Raw genomic sequence first — 18102 nt, forward strand, 5'->3', positions numbered from 1 at the left:
CGGGGATGGTGCGCGGTCCCGTCCAGTGTCCCTCATGCCCGTTTCGGCTCCGGACACGGACTCACACGTCGGTGGTGCGCAGCCCCGCGTGTGCCTTGTAGCGGCGGTTGACCGAGATCAGGTTGGCGACGAGGGACTCGACCTGGTGCGCGTTGCGCAGCCGGCCCGCGAACACGCCGCGCATCCCGGGGATACGGCTCGCGAGTGCCTGCACGGTGTCCGTGTCGGCGCGCGCCTCGCCCAGCACCATGACGTCGGTGTCGATCTCGTCGATCGCCTCGTCCTGGAGGAGGACCGCCGACAGGTGGTGGAAGGCGGCGGTGACCCGGGAGTCCGGCAGCAGGGCGGCGGCCTGCTCGGCGGCGCTGCCCTCCTCGGGCTTCAGCGCGTAGGCGCCCTTCTTGTCGAAGCCGAGCGGGTTGACGCAGTCGACGACGAGCTTCCCGGCGAGCTCCTCGCGCAGGGACTCGAGCGTCTTGGCGTGGCCGTCCCACGGCACGGCGACGATCACGATGTCGCTGCGGCGCGCGCACTCCGCGTTGTCCGCGCCCTCGACGCCGTGGCCCAGTTCGGCGGCGGCGGCCCCGGCCCGGTCCGCGGCGCGCGAGCCGATGACGACCTTCTGCCCGGCGCGGGCCAGGCGGTAGGCGAGGCCGCGGCCCTGGGGGCCGGTTCCGCCGAGTACGCCGACGGTCAGGCCTGACACGTCGGGGAGGTCCCAGGGGTCCTTGGCGGGGGGCTTGGGGGCGCTGCCACTGTCGTTCGTAGTCATGGCGCCGACCCTACTGCGAGGCAGGGGAGGTCTTCCTCCGCCGTCGCCGCTCCGCGGTATCCGTCACGACGACGAGGAGGATCGCGGCGAGCACCGCCACCGGTCCGGCCAGGAGCGTGAGCGGGTACCGGTCGCCGGTGGAGAGCCCCGCCGACCGCGACACGACCGACGTCACGGCGCTCGCCCAGAGGATCAGGCCTCCGATGCCACGGGCCCGCAGCATGCGCGGCGTGGCACGCCGGCGGAGCCGTGCCGGTGCCCAGCCGCGCAGGAGGGCGCAGGACAGCGGAAGGACCAGCAGTGTCCAGCCGAGTATCCAGACCCGGTCGAAGGTGTCAGCGGCGGTCATGGCGTGATGGTGACGGCCACGGCGGGGGCGGGCAGTTCCGTGTTCCGGCAGTACCCGTACGGGTGGGTTGCCGCGTTCGGGCAGTCCCGGGGCGGTACCCGGGGGCATGATGCCGGTTCATGGATGCTGTGCGTGTCGCGTTGCTGCGTGAGGTGCTCGCCGGTACGGAGTGGCCCGCGGCGGCCCGGCGTTTCGCCCGGACCCTGCGGTCGTCGGTCGTGCCGCAGGACGGCGGGCTGCTGCTGGTGGGGACCGAGGTGTACGAGCCGTGGCACCTGGCGGCTCATCTGGTCGACGAATCCACCTGGTCGGGTCTGCCGCAGCTGCGCCCCACGCTCGTACGCCACCGGGTGAAGCCGGACGACCCGGTGCACCTGGCCGCCGGTCTGGGCCGGATCGAGACGGCCGGACGCGGCCGGACGCTGCTGGTGGTGGCACCCGGGCGGCCGGGCGACGGCCTGCTGGAACGTGTCCACGACGCGCGGCGTGCGGGGGCGACGGTGCTCACGCTGGACGGGGGTGACGCGGAGGTGCGGGGACTCGCCCACGAGGCGCTGACGGTGACCGCCGGCGACGAGGTCGACCTGGACACGGTCCAGCACCTGGTCAGCGCCGCCGCGGGGGAGAACGGCGCCCCGGCACCCCGGGGCCGCCGCACGTTCCGCGACCGGCTCTCCCGGCTGGCCGACCAGCTGACGGCGCCTCCGCCGGAGCGCTGGTGACACCTCCGCCCCGGGCGCGGGCCTAGTCCGGGGTCTCGTCCGTCGGCCGGTCCGAGCGGTCGTGCCACTTCGGGTCGTTCTCCCACTCCAGGTTGCGCTCACGCGCCGTGTCCATCGCGCGCTGCGCCTCCCCCTGCGTGGTGTACGGGCCGAATCGGTCCTTCCCTGGGCACTCGGGACCCTCCTCGACCTTCTTGTGCTCCAGGCAGTAGTACCATTCGCCCGGTTTGCCCACCGTGCGCTTCTTGAACAGGGCCATTGCGGAATCCTTTCCTCGTTGCCATGGTGCCCCGAGCACGCTGGTTAGACTCGCTGACATGTCTGGCCAGTCACTTCTCGCACCAGGGGAGATCACTCCCGTCCGTTCCGTTCCCGGAAGGATCCGGCGTCCCGAGTACGTGGGGAAGCCCGCCCCCACTCCGTACAGCGGGCCGGAGGTCCAGGACTCCGACACCGTGGAGCGCATGCGGATCGCCGGCCGCATCGCGGCGCAGGCGATGGAGGAGGCCGCCAAGCACATCGCGCCGGGGGTCACCACCGACGAACTGGACCGGGTCGCCCACGAGTTCATGGTGGACCACGGGGCCTATCCGTCGACCCTCGGCTACCGGGGCTTCCCTAAGTCGCTCTGCACCTCGCTCAACGAGGTCATCTGCCACGGCATCCCGGACTCCACGGTGCTCCGGGACGGCGACATCGTGAACCTCGACGTCACCGCGTACATCGACGGCGTGCACGGGGACAACAACGCCACCTACCTCTGCGGCGACGTGGACGAGGAGTCGCGGCTCCTCGTGGAGCGCACCCGGGAGTCACTGAACCGCGCCGTCAAGGCGGTGCGGCCCGGACGCCAGATCAACGTGATCGGGCGCGTCATCGAGTCGTACGCGAAGCGGTTCGGATACGGGGTGGTGCGGGACTTCACCGGGCACGGGATCAACTCCTCGTTCCACTCCGGCCTGATCATCCCGCACTACGACAGCCCGCACGCGACGACCGTGATGCAGCCCGGGATGACGTTCACCATCGAACCGATGCTGACGCTCGGGACCCACGACTACGACATGTGGGACGACGGCTGGACCGTGGTGACGAAGGACCGGAAGCGGACGGCGCAGTTCGAGCACACCCTGGTGGTGACCGAGACCGGGGCGGACATCCTGACCCTCCCGTAGGCGGACCGTGCGCGCCCGCGCCCTTTACCGACAGCCAGTCGGGAACCTGTTGACTTAGGCAAGCCTAAGCAGGAAGATCGGGACACCGGTGTGCGCCGGCGCGTTCAGCCGCCGCCGGTACGTACGCCCCTGTCCGGACTTCCCGTCCCCTCGGTCCCCGGAGGCCCGCCTTGGACTCGACCGCCACCACCCCCTTCTCGACGCTCATCCGCACCGCCTCGCACGAGCAGCACACGGAGGCGGAGTCCTCGACCTTCATGGGCGACATGCTCGGCGGACGGCTCGGCGTCGAGGCGTACACGCGCTACACCGAGCAGCTGTGGTTCGTCTACCGGGCGCTCGAGGACGGTGCGCAGGCCCTGCGGGAGGACCCGGTCGCCGGGCCCTTCATCCAGCCGGAGCTGATGCGCGCGGCCGAGCTGGAGCGGGACCTCACGCACCTGCGCGGCGAGGGGTGGCGTGAGGGGCTGGAGCCGCTGCCCGCCACAGCCGCGTACGCCGCGCGCGTCGCCGAGTGCGCGAGGGAGTGGCCCGCCGGGTACATAGCGCACCACTACACCCGCTACCTCGGGGACCTCTCGGGCGGCCAGATCATCCGCGGCACCGCGGAGAAGACCTGGGGCTTCGACCGCAAGGGCGACGGGGTGCGGTTCTACGTCTTCGAGCAGATCCCCAACCCCGCCGCCTTCAAGCGGGACTACCGCGAACTGCTGGACGCCGTGAACGCCGACGACCTGGAGAAGCAGCGCGTCATGGACGAGTGCAAGCGCGCCTTCGCACTGAACACCACCGTCTTCCGCGAGCTGGGCGAGGTCTTCCCGCTCAGCGCGTGACGCCTCCCGGCGCCGAGGGCCCGGTCAGGACGCGACCGCCAGAAGGACGCGCCCCCCGACCTCCATCATGCCGTCCGGCGCGGGCGCGGTCAGGATCTGGGAGCCGCGGCCCTGCGTGATGTTGAGCGCCCGGCCGAGCTGGGCGCTCAGCAGCATGGCCGCGGCGCCGGTCGCCTCGTCCTCCTCGATCCCCCCAGCTCCACCGGAGCGGCTGTCGCCGCGCTCGTCACGGCGGCGCGGGAAGGCCCGCGCCCGTACGCGGCCGGCGGCCTCGTCCTCCCAGGCCCAGACGTAGAGCCGGCCCGCGCCGGGCGGCGGTCCGGTCAGCGCCTCGACCTCGGCGACCGAGGCGTACTGCTCCAGGGTCCTCGGCGGCACCCACTCGGGGCGGCCCGTGATCCAGGTGAACTCGCCGTCCTGGCGCGCCTCCACGTCCCCGACGGGCAGCTCCAGGATCTCCAGGTCGAGCAGCCAGGCCGCGCCGACGAGCGGATGCCCGGCGAACGGCAGCCGCAGGTCCGGCGTGCGGATGTCGACGTCGCCGCGCTCGGGGTCGTCCACGAACACGGTCTCGCTGAAACCGAGCTTGCGGGCGAGCGCCTGCCGGGAGTCGTCGTCGGGGTATCCGCGCCCGTCCCGTACGACCCCGAGCGGGTTGCCGTGCCGGCCGTCGGGGCCGCAGAACACGCGCAGTACGTCGATGCCGTCGGGTACGTCGAAGTCGTTCACGCAGGCATTCAAGCACCGTCCGTGCCCCGGGCGGCCAAAGGATCGCACCGGCGTGCAGTGCCGGTGCGGCCGGGACGCGCCCCGGCCGGCACGGCGGCGGGCCGCCGGCGGTCACCGCCGAGGCGCGTCGGCAGCCGGTCGGACATCCCCTCGCCCGGCCGGCGGGCCGGGTGTCCGCGCCTCGCTCCGAAAGGGCTTGCTTGACCCGCCTTTGACCGTCCTGCGGGTTCCGCATGGGACTCCTGTGACCGGGCTGTTTCCGGCCCTCCGGAGTGAGACCCGAATCACGCGAACTCTGGGTATCGGCGAGGTAAGGCACGGTTAAGTTAGGCGCGCCTCACCTGCTGTTCGTCCGCACCACCCCCGCTCTTTTCACCCTCGTGGAGCCCGCATGCGAGCCGTTCGTCCCTCCGTCGTCACCGCTGTCGCCGCGGTGGCCGCACTGACCGCCGTCACGGGCTGCGCCGAGAAGAGCGACGGCAGGAGCGACGGCGCCGTACAGGTCGTCGCCAAGGACGATTCCTGCGAGGTCTCGTCCAAGAAGTTCCCGGCCGGACACGTCGAACTCGCCGTGGAGAACAAGGGTTCCAAGGTCACCGAGGTCTACGTCCTCTTCCCTGACGACCGGATCGTCACCGAGCGCGAGAACATCGGCCCTGGCACCAGGGCGAGGATCACGGCCGAGATCAAGGCCGGGACGTACGAGATCGCCTGCAAGCCCGGGATGAAGGGCAAGGGCATCCGCCAGACGGTCGAGGCGACCGGAGGGAAGGCCGCCGCGCGGAGCCCCGAGATGGACAAGGCCGTCGCCGGATACCGCGACTACGTACAGGCACAGGCCGACGAGACGCTGCCCAAGGTGAAGGTCTTCACGGATGCCGTGGCCGCGGGCGACGTCGAGGCGGCGAAGAAGGCGTACGCGGATTCCCGTATCGGCTGGGAGCGCACCGAACCGGTCGCCGAGTCCTTCGGTGACATCGACCCGAAGGTCGACGTCCGCGAGGACGGCCTGGAGGACGGTCAGAAGTGGACGGGCTGGCACCGCCTGGAGAAGGCGCTGTGGCAGAACGGGAAGCTGGGCGCCGAGGAGAAGGAGCTCGCTCCTGTCCTCTACAAGGACCTGCTGGACTGGCAGAAGCGGGTCGGCCGGGCCGACATCTCCCCGACCTCGATGGCCAACGGCGCCAAGGAGCTCCTCGACGAGGTCGCCACCGGCAAGGTCACCGGTGAGGAGGAGCGCTACAGCCACACCGACCTCGTCGACTTCAAGGCGAACGTCGAGGGGGCGGAACGCTCCTACACGCTCCTCGAGCCGATCGCTTCGAAGAACGACGCCGCGCTGACCGCCTCCCTGGACAAGCAGTTCGCGGCGCTGAACACCCTGCTGGACAAGTACCGCACGGACAAGACCTCCTACGACTTCACCTCGTACGACAAGGTCGGCAAGGCGGACCGCAAGGAACTCTCCGACGCGGTCAACGCGCTGGCGGAGCCGCTGTCCAAGCTGGCCGCCGCGGTCACGAAGTAGCGGGAGCCGTAGACATGGCCGGGGACACCGGGGACAAGGACACGGGGGCCGCTCCCACGCCGTCGCGCCGCGCGCTGCTCGGCTGGGGCGGTGCCGGGCTGGCGCTCGGCGCCGCGACGGCCGGCGGCGCGGTCGCCGTGGTGCGCTCCGGCGGGAGCGCCGGACCGGCCGCGGACAGCGGCGCGGCGGTGCCCTTCCACGGAGCGCACCAGGCGGGGATCGCCACCGCGGTCCAGGACAGGCTGCACTTCGCCGCGTTCGACGTGACGACGAAGGACCGGGCCGAACTGGTCTCCCTCCTGAAGGAATGGACCCGGGCCGCCGAGCGGATGACGGCCGGACGGACCGTGGGCGAGGGTGCGTACGGAGGGGCGGCCGAGGCCCCGCCGGACGACACGGGTGAGGCACTGGGCCTCCGGCCGTCGCGGCTGACGCTCACGATCGGCTTCGGCCCGTCCCTGTTCGCCCGGGACCGCTTCGGCCTCGAGGACCGGCGGCCCGAGGCGCTGGTCGATCTGCCGAAGTTCCCCGGCGACAACCTGGACTCCGCCCGCAGCGGCGGGGATCTGTGCGTCCAGGCCTGCGCGGACGACCCGCAGGTCGCCGTGCACGCCATCCGCAACCTCGCCAGGATCGGAATGGGCCGCACCGCCATCCGCTGGTCGCAGCTGGGGTTCGGCAAGACGTCCTCGACGACGCCCGGCACGCAGACCCCGCGCAACATGATGGGGTTCAAGGACGGCACCCGGAACATCTCGGGCACGGACGACGCGGCCCTGGACACACACGTGTGGGCCGGCCGGAAGGACGACGCCGGGTGGATGGCCGGGGGTTCGTACCTGGTGGCCCGGCGTATCCGCATGCACATCGAGACGTGGGACCGGGCCCCGCTCCAGGAGCAGGAGGACATCTTCGGCCGGGACAAGGGCGAGGGTGCCCCGGTCGGCAAGGCCAAGGAGCGCGACGAACCGTTCCTCAAGGCGATGCTGCCGACCGCGCACGTCCGCCTGGCGCACCCGGACACCAACGACGGGGCGACGATCCTGCGCCGCGGCTACTCCTTCACCGACGGTACGGACGGCCTGGGCAGACTCGACGCGGGGCTGTTCTTCCTGGCCTACCAGCGGGACGTCCGCACGGGCTTCATCCCGGTGCAGCGCAGCCTCGCGGCTTCGGACGCGCTCAACGAATACATCCAGCACGTGGGTTCGGCGGTCTTCGCCGTTCCGCCCGGCGTCCGCGACAAGGACGACTGGTGGGGCCGGGCACTGTTCTCGTGACCCTGGCGCTGTTCTCATGACCCGCACCTTGGAAGGACCGGCATGTTCGGCAACTATCTGATCGGCCTGCGCGAGGGGCTCGAGGCCGGCCTCGTCGTCTGCATCCTCATCGCCTATCTGGTCAAGACCGGCCGCCGTGACGCGCTGCGCCCGGTGTGGACCGGCATCGCCATCGCCTGCACCATCTCGCTGGCCTTCGGCGCCGCGCTCGAATTCGGTTCGCAGGAGCTGACGTTCGAGGCGCAGGAGATGCTCGGCGGTTCCCTGTCGATCATCGCCGTCGGGCTCGTGACCTGGATGGTGTTCTGGATGCGGCGTACCGCGCGGCACCTGAAGAAGGAGCTGCACGGGAAGCTGGACTCGGCGCTCGCGATGGGCACCGGCGCCCTGGTGGCGACCGCCTTCCTGGCGGTCGGCCGCGAGGGCCTGGAGACCGCGCTGTTCGTGTGGGCGTCGGTGCGGGCGAGCGGTGAGGGCTCCTCGTCGCCGCTGATCGGGGTGCTGTCGGGCATCGCGACCGCGGTCGTGCTGAGTTGGCTGTTCTACCGGGGCGCCCTGAAGATCAACCTGTCGAAGTTCTTCACGTGGACGGGCGGCATGCTCGTGGTGGTGGCGGCGGGGGTGCTGGCCTACGGCGTGCACGACCTGCAGGAGGCCCGCTTCCTCGGTGGCCTGCGGGACAAGGCGTTCGACATCACGACCACGATTCCGCCGGACAGCTGGTACGGCACCCTGCTCAAGGGGGTCTTCAACTTCCAGGCGGATCCGACCGTTCTCCAGGTCACGGTGTGGGCGCTGTATCTCATCCCCACGCTCGCGCTGTTCCTCGCCCCGGTAGGGTTCAGGCGGTCAGTGCGGACGACGGATCAGAAGGCGCAGAAGGCAACGGATGAGAAGGCTGGGTCGACTGACGGCGGGGCTCGCGACGGCGACGGTACTGGTCGTGACGGCGAGCGGCTGCGTGACGGTACACGGTGAGCTGGAGGTAGTTCCGGGGGCGACGAGGTCCGAGGCCGCGAAGGCCCTGGAGGACTTCACGGTCGCGTACAACAAGGCGGACAAGGCGTACGATCCGGCGCTCGACGAGGACGTGGTGACCGGCTCGCTCGGCGCGATCAACCAGGCGGGTCTGGCCGCGCGGCAGAAGAACAGCCCGGAGGGCAACGCGCAGCACAAGCCGCTGGAGCTGACCGACGCCTCGTACACCATCCCCAGGAAGGCGGGGTGGCCCCGCTGGTTCGTCGCGGACACCGACTCCAACCGCGACCAGGACGGCGGCAAGCTGGACACCCGCTGGCTGCTGGCCTTCGTCCGTACCGGGCCGGACGCGCCGTGGAAGGTCGCGTACCTGGCGGTGGCCCCTCCGTCCGAGATCCCGAAGTTCCGCAAGGACGCCGACGGCTGGGCACAACCGGTGCCCTCCGCGGACACGGACGCCGCGCTGACCACCCCGCCGGCGGATCTGAGCACCACGTACACCGACTACCTCGGTGAGGGCTCCCCGGATGTGTTCGCCCCGGGGGCGGTGACCTCGGGCTGGCGGGAGGCGCGGAAGAACACCCGCAGGACGGGCTTCTCCTACCAGTACGTCGACCAGGCGCTGGATTCCGGAACGTTCGCACCGCTCGGCCTGACGACGGAGGACGGCGGGGCGCTGGTCTTCTTCAGCAGCAAGCACTTCGAGCGGCAGACGGCGGCCGAGGGACTGCGGCCGACGGTCACCGCGGACGTGCGGGCGTTGCTGACCGGCGAGGTGAAGAGCACCCTCACCAAGGAGCGGGTGTCCAGCCAGCTGGCCTACGTGCCCAAGAAGGGCGCGGGAGACGCCGGGGCCGCGGACGGACGGGTGCGCGTGCTGAACCGTCTCCCCGGCCTGGTCGCGGCGCAGGGGTCCTGACCGCTTCGGACAGCAGGGCCCTGCACGGGGCCCTGCTCACCGCAGGCCCGCCGGCCGGCGGGCGGACCGCGACACCTCTCAGCGGCTGAGCGGCCAGGCCACCGCGTCGTGGTCGAGGTCGCTCTCGTCGGCCGTGTCCGCGTACCGCGCGCAGGCGTCGGTGAGCGTCTCCAGCAGGGTCAGCGGGTCGGGCAGCGGGTGCTCCGGTCCGCGGATCCAGTGCACGTCCAGTTCACCGGGGAGCCGTGCGGGCGGCACGAGGACGTAGCTGCCGCGGCAGTGCCAGCGGAAGCCCGGGTGCTCGTCCATGGTCTCGGGGTGGCAGTCCAGCTCGCACGGCCACCACTCGTCCTCGTCGTCGGGGGTGCCGCGGGTGGCGGTGAAGAAGAGCATCCGGTCGGTGCCGGACTGGGCCACGGGGCCGACGTCGATGCCCGCCGCGGTGAGCCGCTCCAGGGCCGAGAGTCCAGCGGTGAGGGGGACGTCGAGGACGTCGTGGATCATGCCCGTCGCGGTGATGAAGTTGGCCAGCGGCTGACCGGCCGCCCAGCGTTCGATCTGCGCGCTGTCCGTCGTGGACTGCGTCTGCCACGCGAACGAGACGGGGTGCCGAGCGGGCGTGGGACAGCCGATGCGGTCACACGAACATCGGTAACCCGACGGGTGCGCCGCGGGCGAGATGGGCATTCCTGCCTCGGCGACGGCCAGGAGCAGCGCCAGCCGCGCCGCGTCGTCGGCCTCCGGCTGCGGTTTCGGCCGCCTGCGCAGCCACTGGGAAATCCTGCCCTCTGTGCCGCGATAGCGGCCGGAATCGGCGCCCATCTATCCCCTCACCTCAGCGGTTACTCATCCATCGTCGCACCATCCTGCTCCTCGGGTGGCCAGAGTGCCCAAGCGGGGTGCCCGGGCCGTCGCGCAGAGGTCGCCGGACCCGTACGGAATGTCACGAAATCAGGGACGGGCTCATGGCCTGACCGAGAGCCCCCGCAGGGTGTGGTCGACGACGGCGTCCGCGTACGCGTGGGTCAGCGGAAGCGTTCTCAGCAGCCAGCGGTGGGCGAGCGGGGCGATCAGGAGCTCCAGCGCGACACGCGGATCGACGTCCGCGCGCACCTCGCCGGCCTCCTGGGCCGAGCGCAGGCGTGTGACATACAACTGGAGCTGTGGTTCGAGAAGATTTTCGACGAATTGGGCCCCGAGCGCCGGATCGATGACGGCCTCGGCGGTCAGGGCCCGGGTGGGTGCCTCGGTCGCGGGGTCGTTCAGTTCGTCGACCGTGGCCCGCAGTACCGCCTTGAGGTCGGCCGCCAGGTCGCCGGTGTCCGGGATCCCGTGCTCGCCCCCTCCTCCCGCCGCGTCCGCGTCCGCGGCCTGCCGGGCCCCCATGGCGAGGAACGCCTCCATGAGCACGGCCGCCTTCGACGGCCACCAGCGGTAGATCGTCTGCTTGCCGACCCCGGCCCGGGCGGCGATGCCCTCGATCGTCGTCCGCGCGTAGCCCACTTCGCCGACGAGTGCGAGCGCCGCGTCGTGGATCGCGCGGCGGGAGCGGTCACTGCGACGGCTGGAGTCGGGTGCCTTGTGGGATGACATCGGGCCAGCCTAGGGGCCTGCGGGCCGATACGTATCGTCTTGCCCGGTCAACAGCCGTCGCCCGCGAACCACCCGAACGGATCACTGTGCAACGGCCCGGCGCGGGCGCACCATGAAGGCACGCACACACCCCGTGCGCATCCCACCGTTCCGCGGCCACGGCCGCCGTTCGTGAGGAGCCTGCATTGACCCGTGACGCCACCCCTCGTCGCTACCTGATGTGTGCCCCGGCCCACTTCGAGGTCACGTACTCCATCAACCCGTGGATGGACCCGTCCAAGCCCGTGGACCTGCCCCTGGCCATCACCCAGTGGGAGGATCTGCGCGACCGTTACCGGGCTCTCGGTCACACCGTGGAGCTCCTCACCCCCCGTTCCGACCTGCCCGACATGGTGTTCGCCGCCAACGGCGCCACCGTGATCGACGGCCGGGTGCTCGGCGCCCTGTTCGCCTACCGGGAGCGGTTCGCCGAGGCCGAGGCGCACCGGGAGTGGTTCCGGGCCAACGGTTTCACCGAGATCCACGAGCCGGCCCATGTCAACGAGGGCGAGGGCGACTTCGCCGTGACCGCGTCGTATCTGCTGGCGGGGCGGGGCTTCCGGTCCAGTCCGCTCTCCCACGACGAGGCGCAGGAGTTCTTCGGGCTCCCGGTGATCGGCCTCGATCTGGTGGACCCGCGCTACTACCACCTGGACACGGCACTCTGCGTCCTCGACGACACGGCCGACGAGATCATGTACTACCCCGGGGCCTTCTCACCGGGCAGCCGGTCCGTGCTGGCCCGGCTCTTCCCCGACGCGCTGCTGGCCGAGGAGGCGGACGCCGCCCTGCTGGGCCTCAACGCCGTCAGCGACGGACGTCATGTGCTGCTCCCCCAGGCCGCCGTGGGGCTCCTCGACCCGCTGCGGGACCGGGGCTTCGAGCCGGTCCCGATGGATCTGGGTGAACTGCTCAAGGGCGGCGGCAGCGTGAAGTGCTGCACCCAGGAGCTGCGGGCCTGATCCGGCCGGGCGGAGAGGAGAGAGGGCCTATTCGTCCTCGGGCGGCGGCCAGGCGTCGCCCCACGCGGTGTCCCGGGCGGCACGGTAGAGCGCCCCGTGCCGCTTGGTGACCGTGGCGCGCTCCAGGCCCTCGTCCCGGGTGCAGAGCTCCAGCATCACCTGGCCCTTGCGGATCTGCGGTCTGCGGGTGACCCGGGCGGTGACCGGATCCGTGGCGAACCGGGTCGCCACGACGTAGCTGAACTTCTCGTCCTCGTGGCTGAGCGAACCGCCCTTGACCTGGCGGTGCAGCGACGAGCGGCTCACCCGTGCCGAGAAGTGGCACCAGTCCGTGCCCCGTTCGATGGGGCACGCCTCGTCGTGCGGGCAGGGTGCCGCGACGCTCAGCCCCGCGGCGATCAGCCGGTCGCGGGCCTCGATGACGCGGTCGTAGCCGTCGGGGGTGCCGGGCTCCACGATCACGACGGCCTGGGCGGCCGACGCCGCGGCGTCCACGACCGTGGCCCGGTTCCCGGCGGTGAGCTCCTTGAGGACGTAGGAGACGGTCACCAGGTCCGTCGGTGCCGGAGCCGGTGAGGTGCCGATCCTCGCCCGTTCCCAGGTGGCGGCCCGCAGCGCGGGGATGCCGGAGGCCGCTGCCAGTTCACGGCCGAGCGCGAGGGCCGGTTCGGACCAGTCCAGGACCGTGGTGCGCGGCCCGTCCCAGGCCCCCGCGACCGCCCAGCTCGCCGCGCCCGTGCCGCCCCCGATGTCGGTGTGGGTGGCGGGCACCCAGTCGGGCGCGGCCTCGCGGAGTGCGGCGAGGCAGGACCGTACGGCCTCGAACGTCGCGGGCATCCGGTACGCCGCGTAGGCGGCGACGTCGGAGCGGTCCCGCAGGATGGGCGCGTCGGTGGGGGTGGTCCCGCGGTAGCTGGCGATCAGCCGGTCGACGGCCTGCGCGGCCTGTGTCGGGGGCAGCCCGTCGAGCAGGGCGGCCAGCGCCGCACGCAGGGTTTCCCCGGTGGGGAGGGAGTCGTTCACCGCCGCATTGTAGGCGCAGGGGCCCCTCCCCCCGAAGCCCGGTGCTCCCCGGTCCGGTCACACCGGTCGCTCACTTCGTGAGCGGCTCCCGCACGGAGGGCGTGTTCCGCCACGGCCGGCACAGCAGCAGGAAGCACGCCGCCGCGGACAGTGCGCAGACCACCTGCACCACGGCCATCGGGACGGCGGTCTGTTCACCGGCGATCCCGACCAGCGGCGAGGCGATGGCACCGATCAGGAACTGGGTCGTCCCCAGCAGCGCCGAGGCGGAGCCGGCCGCGTGCCTCGTGCGCATCAGGGCCTGGGTGTTGGTGTTGGGCATCGCCAGGCCCATCGCGGACATGAGCACGAACAGCCCGACGGCCACCGGCAGCAGGCCGACCTCGCCGAAGACCCCGGAGGTCATCAGCAGCAGCGCGATCGCCGCGGCGCAGATGACGGCGAGGCCGACGCCGAGCGCCTTGTCCAGGCTGACCCTTCCGACGAGCAGCTTGCCGTTGATCTGGCCGACAGCGATCAGCCCGATGGAGTTGATCCCGAAGAGCAGGCTGAAGGTCTGCGGCGAGGCACCGTAGATCTCCTGGACGACGAACGGGGACGCGCTCACGTAGGCGAAGAGCGCGGCGAAAGCGAGGCTGCCCGCGATCATGTACCCGGTGAACACCCGGTCGGCGAGCAGTCCTCGCATGGTGCGCAGCGCGTCGCCCACACCGCCTGTGTGCCGCTGTTCCGTGGGGAGTGTCTCGTGGAGCCACTTCCTGACGACGAGGGTGAGCAGCACCCCGATGAAGGTGAGGACGACGAAGATGCCACGCCAGTCGGTGAACTGCAGCACCTGACCGCCGATCACGGGCGCGACGACGGGCGCGACGCCCGAGATCAGCATCAGGGTGGAGAAGAACCGCGCCATCTCGTCGCCGTCGTAGAGGTCACGTACGACGGCACGGGAGATCACGATGCCCGCGGCTCCCGCCAGGCCCTGCAGGAGGCGGAAGCCGATGAGGAGTTCCGCGGTGGGGGCGACGGCGCAGATCGCGGTGGCGATCACGTAGACGACCATGCCGAGGAGCAGCGGGGTGCGCCGGCCCCAGCGGTCGCTCATGGGGCCCACGACGAGCTGGCCGAGCGCCATTCCGGTGAGGCAGGCCGTCAGGGTGAGCTGGACCGTCGCGGCCGGGGCGTGCAGGGCGTCGGTGACCTCCGGGAGCGCCGGGAGGTACATGTCCATGGAGAGGGGCGGCAGTGCGGTGAGCCCGCCCAGCACCAGGGTGACCAGCAGTCCGACGCGCCGGGCGGTCGTCGTGGAGGTGGCCGGGATACCCGGCGTGGTGGTGATGGAGGCGGCGGGGATGCCCGCCGCGGTGTTCGTGGCCGTGAGTCCGGCCGTACCCACCGCGGTGGGGGTGGCGGTGGCCGGGGCGCCGCGTGTGGCGCACTCGTTGCTCGTCGGTATGTGCTCGTGCTCTTGCTGGGCCCGGCTCGCGCCGCTGTCCGGCATCCTCGTCTCCGCTTCGTTGAATCCACATCTATGCTCTCAGGTCAGTCGTAGTGGTCGATACCTTTTTGCGTGGGAGCGGGCGGGCATGAGTGGGACTGTGCGTTGGGGTGTACTGGCGACGGGCGGCATAGCCGCGACCTTCACGGGGGACCTGCTGGCGATGAAGGACTCCGGGGCCGAGGTCGTGGCGGTCGCGTCCCGCACCGAGGCCTCCGCGAGGGCGTTCGCCGAGCGGTTCGGTATCCAGCGGGCGTACGGGAGTTGGGCGGAGCTCGTCGCCGACGACTCCGTCGACGTCGTCTACGTCGCCACCCCGCACTCCGCGCACCGGGAGGCGGCCGGGCTCGCTCTGCGGGCCGGCAAGCACGTGCTGTGCGAGAAGGCGTTCACGCTCAACGAGCGTGAGGCGCGGGAGCTGGTGGATCTGGCCCGGGAGCGCGGCCTGTTCCTGATGGAGGCCATGTGGACGTACTGCAACCCGCTGATACGCCGGATGACCGAGCTGGTGCGGGACGGCGCCATCGGCGAGATCCGCACGGTGCAGGCCGACTTCGGCTTCGCGGGCACGTTCGGGGCCGAGCACCGGCTGCGTGATCCCGAGCTGGGCGGCGGCGCGCTGCTGGACCTCGGGGTCTACCCGGTGTCGTTCGCGCAGTTGCTGCTGGGCGAGCCGGACCGGGTGCAGGCGGACGCCTTGCTGTCCCCGGAGGGCGTCGACCTGAACACCGGGATGCTGCTGGGGTGGGACTCCGGGGCCACGGCGCTGCTGACCTGTTCGATCGTCGGGGACCTGCCGACCGTCGCGTCGGTCACCGGCACGGCCGGGCGGATCGACTTCCCGCAGGGCTTCTTCCACCCGGAGCACTTCGTCCTGCACCGGCAGGGCCACGAGCCCGAGAAGATCGTCACGGGCCCTGGCCCGCAGGGGCTTTCGGGCATGCAGTACGAGGCGGCCGAGGTGACGCGCGCGCTGCTGGCGGGCGAGAAGGAGTCGCCGCTGGTGCCGCTGGAGGGTTCGCTCGCCGTGATGCGGACGCTCGACACGGTGCGTGACCGTGTCGGCGTCCGCTACCCGGCGGACGACCGGGCCTGACCCCGTGCGGGGCCGGGTCACGCGGGGGTGAGCCCCGGGTTCCCGGCCTCGGTCACGAAGGAGGCGGCCGTGCTGATGGGCGCACCGGGTGTGGTGACCGCCGGCACCGTGCGGAAGTCGGCACGCGCCCGCTCCGTCCCGAGGGTGACGAGCGCGTAGCCGCGGCGGCCGTTGTAGAACTTCATGTGCGGGTTGGCCTGGGTCAGGTTGTTCCAGTTGGCGGGCTTGTCGGAGCCGTCCTTGCCGCTGGCGATCGAGGTGGCCACGATCTCCGTGCCGACGGTGCGGGACGCCGGGTCGTCGAAGTCCTTCTTCAGGTCGAAGCCGTAGCCGACGTGCACGTCCCCGGTCAGGACCATGAGGTTCTCGATGCCGGCGGCCTCCGCGCCGTCCATGATCCGCTGCCGGGACGCGGGGTAGCCGTCCCACGAGTCCATGGACAGCTTGTAGGCGTCGGTCGGGACGTCGCGCCGCTGGGCGAAGGTGACCTGCTGCGGTACGACGTTCCACCGCGCGTCCGAGGTCTTCCAGCCGTCGAGCAGCCAGCGCTCCTGGGCGGCGCCCGTCATGGTGCGCGAGGGGTCCTCGGACTCCGGTCCGGGGACCTTCCAGCCGTCGCCGTACGCCTGGTTGCTGCGGTACTGGCGGGTGTCGAGGATGTCGAACCGGGCGAGCCGGCCGAAGCGCAGCCGGCGGTAGAGCCGCATGTCGGGGCCGGTGGGGCGCTGCGGCGTGCGCAGCGGCTGGTTCTCCCAGTAGGCGCGGTAGGCGGCGGCCCTGCGGAGCAGGAACTCCTCCGGGGGGACGCTGTTCTCCGGGGTGTCGCCCGCGTAGTTGTTCTCGGTCTCGTGGTCGTCCCAGGTGACGACGAAGGGGTGCGCGGCGTGCGCGGCGCGCAGGTCGGGGTCGGACTTGTAGAGGCCGTACCGCATGCGGTAGTCCTCGAGCGTGAGCGTCTCCCGGGCGAAGTGGTCCGGCAGGACGCGGTCGGTGTAGCCGCGGGCGCCGCCGGTGGCGGTGACGGCGTATTCGTAGAGGTAGTCGCCGAGGTGGAAGACCACGTCGACGTCCTCGTCGGCGAGGTGCCGGTAGGCCGTGAAGTAGCCGTCGTGGTAAGCCTGGCAGGAGACGGCGGCCAGGGTCAGGGAACTGTTGCGGGCGCCGCGGGCGGGTGCGGTGCGGGTGCGGCCGGTGGGACTGGTCCAGCTTCCGGCGCGGAAGTGGTAGTAGAAGTTCCGGTCGGAGTCGAGGCCGTCCACGTCGACCCGGACGCTGTGTCCGAACTCCGGGTGGGCGGTGGTGGATCCGCGCCGGACGACACGCCGGAAGCGGTCGTCGCGGGCGATCTCCCAGCGGACCTCGACCCGCTCGGCGGGCAGCCCGCCGTCGGCCTCGTACGGGCGGGGCGCGAGTCTCGTCCACAGCAGCACGGAATCCGGCAGCGGGTCTCCGGAGGCCACCCCCAGGGTGAAGGGGTCCTCCGTGATCTTCCGGGCGTCGAGCTCGGCTGCGGCCGCCGTGCCCGCGCCTGGCAGGTTGACGGCGAAGGCCAGCGCGGCGGCGGCGCCGGTGACGGTGAGGAAGCGGCGGCGGCCCACCCCGGAGCCGAGGCTCCGCGCGGCACTGCGCAGTTCGGCGGAATGGCCGCCCTGTCCGGGCGTCCTGCTGATCTGTGCGGGTGTCATGTGCCCCTCCCCTGCCGGATGCTGTCAGAGGCATTGGAGTGCGGGACGACGACTTCCCGTTGGCACGTACACAACATCCGTATGGCGGCGCGATGAGCACCGGGTGCCGGCCGCCGCGAAACCTCCCGTACGCTGCCGGGCCATGAACGCTGAGCAGAGGATCGCGGTCGTCACGGGTGCGGGATCGGGAATCGGCAGGGCGGTGGCCCTCACCCTCACGAGTGCCGGCTGGACGGTGGCACTGGCCGGGCGCCGGGCCGCCGCCCTGGAGGAGACGGCCGCCTCGGCGGGCCCGGGCGCCACGGTGTGCCTGCCCACCGACGTGAGCGATCCGGACGGGGTGGCCGCGCTGTTCACCGCCGTGCAGAGCCGCTTCGGCAGGCTGGACCTGCTCTTCAACAACGCGGGGACGTTCGGGCCGCGCTCGGTTCCGGTCGAGGACATCGCGTACGAGGACTGGCGGACGGTGGTGGACGTCAATCTGACCGGCACGTTCCTGTGCGCGCAGGCGGCCTACCGCCTGATGAGGGAGCAAGACCCACAGGGCGGCAGGATCATCAACAACGGCTCCGTCTCCGCTCACGCGCCGCGTCCGCACTCCATCGCCTACACGGCGACGAAGCACGCGGTGACCGGCCTGACGAAGTCCCTGTCGCTGGACGGGCGGCCGTACCGGATCGCCTGCGGGCAGATCGACGTCGGCAACGCCGCGACCGACATGACGGAGCGGATGAGTACGGGGATCCTCCAGGCGAACGGCGAGACGGCCGCCGAGCCGGTCATGGCGGCGGACGACGTGGCCCGGACGGTCCTGCACATGGCGGAACTGCCCCTGGAGGCCAATGTCCAGTTCGCGACGGTGATGGCCACAGCGATGCCGTATGTCGGCCGGGGCTGACCGCCCGGCTCCGCACTCGCCCGGAA

Annotated in this window: 19 protein-coding genes; 10 read left to right on the forward strand and 9 right to left on the reverse strand. The window is 71.6% G+C overall.

Annotated elements, in window-relative coordinates:
* Positions 1 to 61: 61 nt before the first annotated feature.
* Positions 62 to 772, reverse strand: coding sequence for an NADPH-dependent F420 reductase (gene npdG / locus ABZ441_RS02020; protein WP_358966976.1), 711 nt, complete (start codon positions 770 to 772; stop codon positions 62 to 64).
* Positions 773 to 782: 10 nt separating this feature from the next.
* The gene (locus ABZ441_RS02025) at positions 783 to 1121 is read right to left on the reverse strand and encodes a hypothetical protein (RefSeq protein ID WP_358966979.1); all 339 of its coding nucleotides are present in this window, start codon (positions 1119 to 1121) and stop codon (positions 783 to 785) included.
* Positions 1122 to 1240: 119 nt separating this feature from the next.
* Between ABZ441_RS02025 and ABZ441_RS02030 the strand changes: the two genes are divergently transcribed.
* On the forward strand, positions 1241 to 1843 hold the full coding sequence (locus ABZ441_RS02030; protein ID WP_358966982.1) for a hypothetical protein: 603 nt from the start codon (positions 1241 to 1243) through the stop codon (positions 1841 to 1843).
* A 22-nt stretch (positions 1844 to 1865) separates the two neighbouring features.
* Here ABZ441_RS02030 and ABZ441_RS02035 read toward each other — a convergent pair whose 3' ends face one another.
* Entirely contained in the window at positions 1866 to 2102 is a 237-nt protein-coding gene (locus ABZ441_RS02035; RefSeq protein WP_358966985.1) for a hypothetical protein, read from the reverse strand.
* A 58-nt stretch (positions 2103 to 2160) separates the two neighbouring features.
* Between ABZ441_RS02035 and map the strand changes: the two genes are divergently transcribed.
* Entirely contained in the window at positions 2161 to 3018 is an 858-nt protein-coding gene (gene map / locus ABZ441_RS02040; protein ID WP_358966988.1) for a type I methionyl aminopeptidase, read from the forward strand.
* A 170-nt stretch (positions 3019 to 3188) separates the two neighbouring features.
* Positions 3189 to 3851, forward strand: a complete 663-nt coding sequence (locus ABZ441_RS02045; RefSeq protein WP_358966991.1) for a biliverdin-producing heme oxygenase — start codon at positions 3189 to 3191, stop codon at positions 3849 to 3851.
* A 24-nt stretch (positions 3852 to 3875) separates the two neighbouring features.
* On the opposite strand, the gene ABZ441_RS02050 is transcribed toward ABZ441_RS02045, so the two are convergent.
* On the reverse strand, positions 3876 to 4580 hold the full coding sequence (locus tag ABZ441_RS02050) for a PhzF family phenazine biosynthesis protein (RefSeq protein WP_358966994.1): 705 nt from the start codon (positions 4578 to 4580) through the stop codon (positions 3876 to 3878).
* Positions 4581 to 4971: 391 nt separating this feature from the next.
* Here ABZ441_RS02050 and efeO point away from each other — a divergent pair, with 391 nt between their 5' ends.
* Genes efeO through ABZ441_RS02070 form a run of 4 tightly spaced genes read left to right on the forward strand, consistent with a single transcriptional unit; the run spans position 4972 to position 9285 of the window.
* A complete protein-coding gene (gene efeO / locus ABZ441_RS02055; protein WP_358966996.1) occupies positions 4972 to 6108 on the forward strand; it encodes an iron uptake system protein EfeO in 1137 nt (378 codons plus the stop codon).
* A 14-nt stretch (positions 6109 to 6122) separates the two neighbouring features.
* On the forward strand, positions 6123 to 7388 hold the full coding sequence (gene efeB, locus ABZ441_RS02060; RefSeq protein WP_358966999.1) for an iron uptake transporter deferrochelatase/peroxidase subunit: 1266 nt from the start codon (positions 6123 to 6125) through the stop codon (positions 7386 to 7388).
* Between the two features lie 42 nt (positions 7389 to 7430).
* Positions 7431 to 8366, forward strand: coding sequence for an iron uptake transporter permease EfeU (efeU, locus tag ABZ441_RS02065; protein WP_358967002.1), 936 nt, complete (start codon positions 7431 to 7433; stop codon positions 8364 to 8366).
* On the forward strand, positions 8278 to 9285 hold the full coding sequence (locus tag ABZ441_RS02070) for a hypothetical protein (RefSeq protein ID WP_358967005.1): 1008 nt from the start codon (positions 8278 to 8280) through the stop codon (positions 9283 to 9285). Before efeU ends, ABZ441_RS02070 begins: the two co-directional genes overlap by 89 nt.
* Before the next feature lie 78 nt (positions 9286 to 9363).
* Here the strand turns inward: ABZ441_RS02070 and ABZ441_RS02075 are convergent, their stop codons facing one another.
* Both ABZ441_RS02075 and ABZ441_RS02080 read right to left on the reverse strand, forming a co-directional pair.
* The gene (locus tag ABZ441_RS02075; RefSeq protein WP_358967007.1) at positions 9364 to 10107 is read right to left on the reverse strand and encodes a bifunctional DNA primase/polymerase; all 744 of its coding nucleotides are present in this window, start codon (positions 10105 to 10107) and stop codon (positions 9364 to 9366) included.
* A gap of 141 nt (positions 10108 to 10248) precedes the next feature.
* A complete protein-coding gene (locus tag ABZ441_RS02080; protein WP_358967010.1) occupies positions 10249 to 10878 on the reverse strand; it encodes a TetR/AcrR family transcriptional regulator in 630 nt (209 codons plus the stop codon).
* A 185-nt stretch (positions 10879 to 11063) separates the two neighbouring features.
* On the opposite strand from ABZ441_RS02080, the gene ddaH reads away from it, so the two are divergent.
* Positions 11064 to 11879 (forward strand): dimethylargininase, encoded by an 816-nt coding sequence (ddaH, locus tag ABZ441_RS02085; RefSeq protein WP_358967013.1) that lies wholly within the window; start codon positions 11064 to 11066, stop codon positions 11877 to 11879.
* Positions 11880 to 11906: 27 nt separating this feature from the next.
* Here the strand turns inward: ddaH and ABZ441_RS02090 are convergent, their stop codons facing one another.
* Entirely contained in the window at positions 11907 to 12902 is a 996-nt protein-coding gene (locus ABZ441_RS02090) for a small ribosomal subunit Rsm22 family protein (RefSeq protein ID WP_358967016.1), read from the reverse strand.
* Positions 12903 to 12972: 70 nt separating this feature from the next.
* Positions 12973 to 14400 carry a Bcr/CflA family multidrug efflux MFS transporter gene (locus tag ABZ441_RS02095; protein ID WP_358967018.1) on the reverse strand — a complete coding sequence of 476 codons (1428 nt, stop codon included), beginning with the start codon at positions 14398 to 14400 and terminating at the stop codon, positions 12973 to 12975.
* Between the two features lie 85 nt (positions 14401 to 14485).
* On the opposite strand from ABZ441_RS02095, the gene ABZ441_RS02100 reads away from it, so the two are divergent.
* A complete protein-coding gene (locus ABZ441_RS02100) occupies positions 14486 to 15493 on the forward strand; it encodes a Gfo/Idh/MocA family oxidoreductase (protein WP_358967021.1) in 1008 nt (335 codons plus the stop codon).
* Positions 15494 to 15510: 17 nt separating this feature from the next.
* Here the strand turns inward: ABZ441_RS02100 and ABZ441_RS02105 are convergent, their stop codons facing one another.
* A complete protein-coding gene (locus tag ABZ441_RS02105; protein WP_358967024.1) occupies positions 15511 to 17178 on the reverse strand; it encodes an alkaline phosphatase D family protein in 1668 nt (555 codons plus the stop codon).
* Positions 17179 to 17320: 142 nt separating this feature from the next.
* On the opposite strand from ABZ441_RS02105, the gene ABZ441_RS02110 reads away from it, so the two are divergent.
* Complete coding sequence (locus tag ABZ441_RS02110; RefSeq protein WP_358967027.1) at positions 17321 to 18076, forward strand: SDR family oxidoreductase; 756 nt, start codon at positions 17321 to 17323, stop codon at positions 18074 to 18076.
* Positions 18077 to 18102 lie beyond the last annotated feature (26 nt).

Origin of the sequence: Streptomyces sp. NPDC005752 (genome assembly GCF_040630715.1) — a bacterium.
In the GTDB taxonomy this organism is placed as follows: Bacteria; Actinomycetota; Actinomycetes; order Streptomycetales; family Streptomycetaceae; genus Streptomyces.

What these genes read in the sequence shown, in the direction of transcription:
- npdG (WP_358966976.1), bottom strand. Translation starts at nt 772, where the DNA reads ATGACTACGAACGACAGTGGCAGCGCCCCCAAGCCCCCCGCCAAGGAC.
- ABZ441_RS02025 (WP_358966979.1), bottom strand. Translation starts at nt 1,121, where the DNA reads ATGACCGCCGCTGACACCTTCGACCGGGTCTGGATACTCGGCTGGACA.
- ABZ441_RS02030 (WP_358966982.1), top strand. Translation starts at nt 1,241, where the DNA reads ATGGATGCTGTGCGTGTCGCGTTGCTGCGTGAGGTGCTCGCCGGTACG.
- ABZ441_RS02035 (WP_358966985.1), bottom strand. Translation starts at nt 2,102, where the DNA reads ATGGCCCTGTTCAAGAAGCGCACGGTGGGCAAACCGGGCGAATGGTAC.
- map (WP_358966988.1), top strand. Translation starts at nt 2,161, where the DNA reads ATGTCTGGCCAGTCACTTCTCGCACCAGGGGAGATCACTCCCGTCCGT.
- efeO (WP_358966996.1), top strand. Translation starts at nt 4,972, where the DNA reads ATGCGAGCCGTTCGTCCCTCCGTCGTCACCGCTGTCGCCGCGGTGGCC.
- efeB (WP_358966999.1), top strand. Translation starts at nt 6,123, where the DNA reads ATGGCCGGGGACACCGGGGACAAGGACACGGGGGCCGCTCCCACGCCG.
- efeU (WP_358967002.1), top strand. Translation starts at nt 7,431, where the DNA reads ATGTTCGGCAACTATCTGATCGGCCTGCGCGAGGGGCTCGAGGCCGGC.
- ABZ441_RS02070 (WP_358967005.1), top strand. Translation starts at nt 8,278, where the DNA reads ATGAGAAGGCTGGGTCGACTGACGGCGGGGCTCGCGACGGCGACGGTA.
- ABZ441_RS02075 (WP_358967007.1), bottom strand. Translation starts at nt 10,107, where the DNA reads ATGGGCGCCGATTCCGGCCGCTATCGCGGCACAGAGGGCAGGATTTCC.
- ABZ441_RS02080 (WP_358967010.1), bottom strand. Translation starts at nt 10,878, where the DNA reads ATGTCATCCCACAAGGCACCCGACTCCAGCCGTCGCAGTGACCGCTCC.
- ABZ441_RS02095 (WP_358967018.1), bottom strand. Translation starts at nt 14,400, where the DNA reads ATGCCGGACAGCGGCGCGAGCCGGGCCCAGCAAGAGCACGAGCACATA.
- ABZ441_RS02100 (WP_358967021.1), top strand. Translation starts at nt 14,486, where the DNA reads ATGAGTGGGACTGTGCGTTGGGGTGTACTGGCGACGGGCGGCATAGCC.
- ABZ441_RS02105 (WP_358967024.1), bottom strand. Translation starts at nt 17,178, where the DNA reads ATGACACCCGCACAGATCAGCAGGACGCCCGGACAGGGCGGCCATTCC.
- ABZ441_RS02110 (WP_358967027.1), top strand. Translation starts at nt 17,321, where the DNA reads ATGAACGCTGAGCAGAGGATCGCGGTCGTCACGGGTGCGGGATCGGGA.